The sequence below is a fragment of the Roseovarius conchicola genome, from assembly GCF_041403425.1.
Lineage (GTDB): Bacteria > Pseudomonadota > Alphaproteobacteria > Rhodobacterales > Rhodobacteraceae > Roseovarius > Roseovarius conchicola.
Genome location: NZ_JBGEHK010000007.1, coordinates 166,141 through 173,183, shown reverse-complemented (window position 1 = coordinate 173,183; position 7,043 = coordinate 166,141). Strand labels below are relative to the sequence as shown.

Sequence of the window (7,043 nt, the reverse complement as noted above, 5' to 3'; positions counted from 1 at the left end):
CAGCCGGTCAAACCCGTTGCCGCCATCCAGCGTGTCGTTGCCATCCTCGCCGTAAAGATTATCGGCATGGTTGCCGCCATTCAGCCCGTCATTGCCACCCCCGCCGCGTAAAAGATCAAAGCCGCCGTCACCGAACAATGCGTCGTTTCCGGCAGACCCTGTCAGAACATCGTTGCCTCCGAGCCCGTGCAACGTGCCCGCAGAACTCAGGGTCAGCATATCTGCCCCTGCTGTTGGTCCGGTGCCGCCGGTGTCCAACTGCACCTGCGCACTTGTGCGCGCGAAGTTTTGCGTCACCATAACGGCGTCCCAACCGTTGTAGTTGCCCCGTTCGATACCGATGCCAACAACTGTCATGTCGGGGTCGAGAATGTTGGCACGGTGGCCCGGGCTGTTCATGAGGCCGTTATGCAGGGCGACCACGTCGTCGGCGAGGCCCGGAGCACCACCTTCGCTTCGCCACGCGATGTTTTCGGCCCACGACCAATTGCCCGAAAAGGTGAAACCCGCATCCTCCATCCGGTCACCGGCGCTGGAGCCGCCCACGCCGGTATGTGAGAACACATCCCGCTGCAGCATCCATTCGCTGTGATCCTCGGCCGAGCTGTTCAATCGCAGCTCTAACTGCACTGGATTAAGGCCGCGCGAGGTGCGTTCTTCATTGATCAAATCCAGCATCTGACGCTCGAGTGTACTTGCTGTGGTCATCCGATATCTCCTGCCTTCTGAATTGGGTTACGCTTGCCCCGAGCCGCCTAACGTCAGAGATTTCACTGAACAATGACCAGCAAAAGAGCGCTGACAGTTCAGCAGAGACTTGCCCAAGTCAGGACAGACTTGGCGGAAAACAGCGCTATCGTTTGCGAAGAAAGTGGTGGTCCTGTCTTTCGGATCAGTTTGCAGCCGGGTTAAGAGGGATCAGAACATCGTTTCAGGCTGCTATGCTCTTTGGTTCTGTTTTGCTGGCAATCTGTGGCTTTCACGACGATCCGCCGCAATTTATTAAATTGGTCTGGGCAGGATCTTTGCCTTGGCAGCTACATGTTGTGCCCAACGCTGCATAAGCAAACTACGCCCCTTAATACAATCGGCGCGCCGATACGCACGCTCGGCCAGCCCACCCCGACACATGAGCCAAGGCCATTTCGGCGATCTCACGCGGGACATCAGCCGCCTCTGTGCATCAGGCGCGGGAACCTGACCTAAAACCACGAGGGCGGGCTTCGTCTCAGGCGCGGGGCATGGCGTGTTCAATCACTTTTGGGACCTCCGGGGAAAGAGGCGCTTGGAATTCTGCTTCCTTTCATTCCGCCTCGGACACCGCAATGTGATTCCCATTTGGTTCGAGGCTTATCCTCTCACCTGCCCCAGCCTCACAACCCTCAGACAGCCGTCAAACCTCGTCCGCCTTAACGGCGAAGAAGATGGTGTAAAGTGTTGGCACCACGATCAAGGTCAGGATGGTTGCAAAGCTCAACCCGCAGATGATCACCACCGCCAGCGACTGGAAGAACGGATCCCACAGCAGCGGCACGACCCCCAGGACGGTCGTCAACACGCCCAGCGACACGGGCCTGACCCGGCTGACGGCAGCGTCCACGACGGCCTGCATCCGCGCTTTGCCGTTTGATATCTGACTGTCGGTTTCATCAATCAGCACAATCGCGTTCTTGATCAACATACCGGTCAGGGACAGCACCCCGAGGATGGCCATGAACTCCATCGGAGTCTGGCTGCCTGCCAACCCCCAGATCACGCCGATCAGCGCAAGCGGCACGGTCAGCCAGATAATCACCGGCTGGCGTATGGCATTGAACAGGAAGAACACCACCAAAATCATCGCGCCAAACCCGATGGGCATGGTCGAGGCCAGCCCCTCATTCGCCTCTTGCGAGTCGCCATATTCGCCTTCCCAGCTCATCGTGTAACCCGGTGGCAACTCGATCGCTTCGATCGGCCCTCGCACGGCCTCGAACAGATCGCCCGAGATCACGCCGGGCGCATTATCGGACTGGGCCGTGATCGCCAGCTGGCGATCAATGCGGCGCAGATTGCCAGCCTCAAACACAATATCGAACCGATCCACGACCTGGGCAATCGGGATATATCCCCCGGTGACTTGGCTAAAGACCTGAATGTCCTTGAGCCGTTCAACATCGTCGCGATCCGACTCAAACGGGCGCATGACAATCGGGCGCAACTCATCCCGTTCGCGATAAACGCCAAGCGTGGACCCGTTCAGATGACCATAGATCGCCGCTGAAATCTCGCCCTGGGTCAGGCCCAGACGGCGGGCATTTTCGGTGTTGATCACCGGGCGGATCACTTTGGCTTGCTCACGCCAGTCATCCTTGATCGCTATCGCGCCCTTGTCGGCCATAACCGCCTTGGCCTCGGTTGCCAGATCGCGCAGAACCGTCGGGTCGGGCCCATAGAAACGGGCCTCGATCTTCGAGCCGCCGCCTGGACCCAGCACGAATTTCCAGACCTTTGTACTGGATTCCGGGAATTCCTGATCGATCCACGTCTGCAGATCCGCGCGCAATCCGTCAATCTGCGTGAAATTTTCGACATCAACCAGAATCTGACCATAGGAGGAATTGGGATCTTCGCTTTCATAGATCAGCATGAAGCGCAGATGCCCATCTCCGACAGCTGAGTTGGTGCCGGTGACACCGGGCAAAGTGCGGGCAAATTCATCAATCTTCAGGATGTCTTCTTTCGTGCGACTGATATCGGTGCCTTGCGGCATGTAATAATCAATCACGAACTGTGCCCGGGTCGAGGTGGGAAAGAAGCCCGAAGGCACCAAGCTGAGCATCGAGATGGCCGAGGCAAACAGCGCCACGATCACTGCAATGGTCACGTAGCGCACCTTGATTGCCTTGTTCAAAGCACTTCGATACAGGCGCAGCACGATGTTTTCGCCCTTATCCCCGGCCGTTCCGGTTTTCAGCAGAAGCGTACAGAAATAGGGTGTCAGCCAGATCGCAACCAGCCAGGAAAACAGCAGCGCAATCGAGATCGTCCAGAATAGGCTGCCCGCATATTCGCCGGTATTGTCAGGCGAAAACCCAACCGGGGAAAAAGCCAGAAGGCCTACGATTGTGCCACCCAAAAGCGGCCATTTCGTCTGGTTGACGATCGCAATCGATGCCGCCGCCGGATCCTCACCTTTCTGGACGCGCACCAACGTGCCCTCAACCACCACGATGGCGTTGTCCACCAGCATGCCCAGCGCGATGATCAGCGCACCCAGCGAAATCCGCTGCATATCAAGGCCGTAGGCATACATCCCGAACAAGGTGCCCGCGACGGTCACCAACAGGATACCCCCCATCAGGATCCCCGAGCGCAGCCCCATAAAGATCAGCAAAACACCGACAACAATGGCCAGCGCGATCACGACGTTAAGTACGAAATCATCTACCGAGTCCTTCACGGTCACCGACTGATCCGAAATCGGCAGAACCTCAATCCCGATAGGGCGTTCTGAGATCAGCGAGTCCATACGTTCTTTCACGGCCACGCCCATGTTCACCACGTTTCCGCCGATCGAGTTGGAGATGCCAAGACCAATCGCTGGCCGTCCGTCACGATAGAGCAGCATGGTGGCCGGATCTTCCAGACCGCGGCTGATGGTGGCAATGTCAGACAGGCGGAACGATGCGCCCGTCTGTGGGTTTGAGATAATCAGATTCCCAATCGCCTCGGTCGACGACACCCCCGAGCGGGCGCGCACCTCAAGCCGGATTTCACCCGCCTGGATCGACCCGCCGGGTGCCACAAGGTTCTGGCCTTCCAGAATGTCGGCAATCTGCGCCGGGGACAGCCCCAGATTGATCAGGCGCGCGGGCGAGTATTCGACATAAATTATCTCGTCCTGCACACCGTTGAGGATGATCTTGGAGACACCATCTACCGTCACCAACTCGCGCTGCAAGTCCTTGGCGTACTCGTAAAGCTCCGGCAGGGAATACCCCTCGCCCACCACCGCAAAATAGAGCGCATAAACATCGCCGAAATCGTCATAGACCTGGCTGGTCAGCGCATTGGGCGGTAGTTGCGACTGCGCATCGTCAATCTTGGCCCGCATCTGGGCAAAGCGCTCATAAAGCTGCGGATAATCCGGCGTGGACTTAATGGTGAATTCCACCGTTACCTGACTCACCCCAGGTGATGACACCGAGCGCACTTCGTCCACACCCTGCAATTGCTGGAGCGCGTTTTCGATCACCTCGGTTACTTCTTCAGCAACCTCCTCGGCACCGGCCCCGGGATAGGGGGTGACGATCTGAGCCTGGCGGATCACAAATTCCGGGTCTTCAAACCGCGGCAAGGCGGTATAGGCAAAATACCCGGCATAGAGAATAAGCAACGTCGAAATCGCCGAGATCAGACGCTTGTTAATGGCGAAACTGGCCAGATCCATGGTCTAACCCCCAACCCGGGTGATCGGACGGATGGCCATACCCTCCATAATCGAACTGACCCCGGCAGCGACGACCACGTCGCCCTCGGCCAGCCCCTCGAGCACTACGACCCTGTCACCGGTCGCTTCGCCCAGGGTTATGTCACGACGTGTCGTGGTGTTGTCCGCCCCCACAAGCCAGACAAACGTGGTGCCATCCGAAGCCGCGGCCAAAGCCGTCAGCGGGATCATCAGTTGCGATCCGTTGCCCGGCGCAGACGTGATCACACGCCCCACCATCCCGGGCAGGATCACGGCTGTTTCGGGTTGTTCGACATTGACGCGACCGCGATAGGTTTGAGTGGCGCTGTCGGCCTGAAGAGAAAACTCAACGATTTCGGAATCGAAAACCTCACCCGGAAGCGCATCGAACATCACCTGATTCCTGATATTTTCGCGCCCGCCAGCCGTCAGGGCGGTCACATCAGGGCCAGGCACGTCAAAGATCAGATCAACCGTGTCCAACGCCTGAAGCAGGACGATGCTTTGCCCGGCCTGCACATTGGTGAAATTGTCCACATCGCGTCGTGCGATCACACCATTAAAGGGCGAGCGCAGGGTGGCATCATCCAGGTTGTCACGCGCGACTTTCAGCTGTGCTTCGAGACCGCGAAGCGCCGCTTCGGATGCGGCGATATCTTCGGCGCGCCCCCCGGCCCGACCGATGGCCAGCTGTTCCTGTTGTGCCTGCAGGTTGGCTTCGGCGACGCGCAGGTTGGCATCATCCTGTTCCAGCACCGCTTCGGCAGCGACTTCGCGCTCGACCAACTCAGCGGTACGTTCGCGCTGCTCGCGCGCCTGATCCAACTGCGCCTGTGCCGAGGCTACGGCGGCTTCAAGCGCAGCAATCTCTTCGGTCCGCGCGCCCGACTTGAGGGCGTCCAACTGCGCAACCGCCTGATCCCGCTGACTTTCCAGCTGGGCAACCTGGGATTCAAAATCCCGCAGATCAAGGCGGGCGATCATGTCACCTTCCGCAACATCCATCGAACCGCGCACCGGGAGTTCCTCAAGCCGGCCACTGACTCGGAAAGATAGCTCCACCTCGTCCGACGGCAGGACAATGGCCGGATAACTGCGTCTTATGGTGCTTTCAGTGGCCTCTACCGCCACCACCTTGGCCGGGCGCACGGCATCCGGCATCTCAGCCTCCTGTGCCATGACGCCCGATGCCACCAAACCAAGCCCCAAAATCATCAAACAGCGTTTGCAGAAATCCATCATTGCGCGCGTCCTCACTTCCTGTCCTAGTCGTGACCTTACAACGTTGACGAGAACATGAAACCCTCAACAACGTGGCGCGTTATCACCAGCGCCCGGGTTTTCAGACACCAAAAACTGCAGTTCGACAGGCAGTTTGATGCTTATCAATGAAAAAGAGACCCTTTCACCGGGTCAGAGTGCCAACTATAAGGGCAGCGGTTCGCCACTGACGAGTCGCGGATCACTCAGAATATTCCACCACAGGACGCGTTCCACTATGTCGATCTTGCACAAAATTCCCGGCCTTCTGTCACAGGACATGGCCATCGACCTTGGGACGGCCAACACCCTTGTTTACGTCAAGGGGCGTGGGGTGATCCTGTCGGAGCCCTCGGTGGTGGCTTATCACGTTAAGGACGGCGTCAAGAAGGTGCTTGCCGTTGGCGAAGACGCCAAGCTGATGCTGGGCCGCACACCGGGAAGCATCGAGGCGATCCGGCCCATGCGCGAAGGAGTGATCGCCGATTTTGACACCGCCGAGGCGATGATCAAACACTTTATCCGCAAGGTCCACAAACGCTCGACCTTTTCCAAGCCCAAGATCATTGTCTGTGTGCCCCATGGAGCCACGCCGGTGGAAAAGCGCGCCATTCGCTCTTCTGTTCTGGCCGCAGGTGCCCGCCGCGCCGGGTTGATCGCCGAACCGATCGCTGCGGCCATTGGTGCTGGCATGCCGATCACCGATCCGACCGGCAACATGGTTGTCGACATCGGCGGCGGAACCACCGAGGTGGCCGTTCTGTCGCTGGGCGATATCGTTTATGCCCGCTCGGTCCGTGTGGGTGGTGACCGGATGGACGAAGCGATCATCAACTATCTGCGCCGTCAGCAGAACCTTTTGGTGGGTGAAAGCACGGCAGAGCGGATTAAAACATCCATCGGCACGGCACGGATGCCTGATGATGGCCGCGGCACGTCGATGCAAATCCGCGGGCGTGATCTGTTGAACGGTGTGCCCAAGGAAACTGAGATCAGCCAGGCGCAGGTGGCCGAAGCCTTGGCCGAACCCGTGCAACAGATTTGCGAAGCGGTAATGACCGCTTTGGAAGCCACACCGCCCGATCTGGCCGCTGATATCGTGGATCGCGGCGTGATGCTGACCGGGGGCGGCGCGCTGCTGGGTGATCTTGATCTTGCCCTGCGCGAACAGACCGGGTTGGCCGTGTCGATTGCCGATGACAGCCTGAACTGCGTGGCACTGGGCACTGGCAAGGCGCTGGAATTTGAGAAACAATTGCGCCACGCGATTGATTACGACAGCTAAAGCGCCGCGCAAACACCCCGTCGTTCATCCCGTCACCCACCCCCA

4 protein-coding genes are annotated in these 7,043 nt (G+C 58.7%); 1 reads left to right on the top strand and 3 read right to left on the bottom strand.

What is annotated here, in order from left to right; genetic code table 11:
* The 3 genes from V6N02_RS18125 to V6N02_RS18115 form a co-directional block, all read right to left on the bottom strand.
* Positions 1-708: CAP domain-containing protein (locus V6N02_RS18125; protein WP_371227885.1), on the bottom strand; the 708-nt coding region annotated here is incomplete at its 3' end.
* A gap of 685 nt (positions 709-1,393) precedes the next feature.
* A complete protein-coding gene (locus tag V6N02_RS18120) occupies positions 1,394-4,432 on the bottom strand; it encodes an efflux RND transporter permease subunit (RefSeq protein WP_371227883.1) in 3,039 nt (1,012 codons plus the stop codon).
* Positions 4,433-4,435: 3 nt separating this feature from the next.
* Positions 4,436-5,695, bottom strand: a complete 1,260-nt coding sequence (locus V6N02_RS18115) for an efflux RND transporter periplasmic adaptor subunit (protein ID WP_371227881.1) — start codon at positions 5,693-5,695, stop codon at positions 4,436-4,438.
* 256 nt (positions 5,696-5,951) lie between these two features.
* Between V6N02_RS18115 and V6N02_RS18110 the strand changes: the two genes are divergently transcribed.
* A complete protein-coding gene (locus V6N02_RS18110; RefSeq protein WP_371227879.1) occupies positions 5,952-6,998 on the top strand; it encodes a rod shape-determining protein in 1,047 nt (348 codons plus the stop codon).
* Positions 6,999-7,043: the final 45 nt, after the last annotated feature.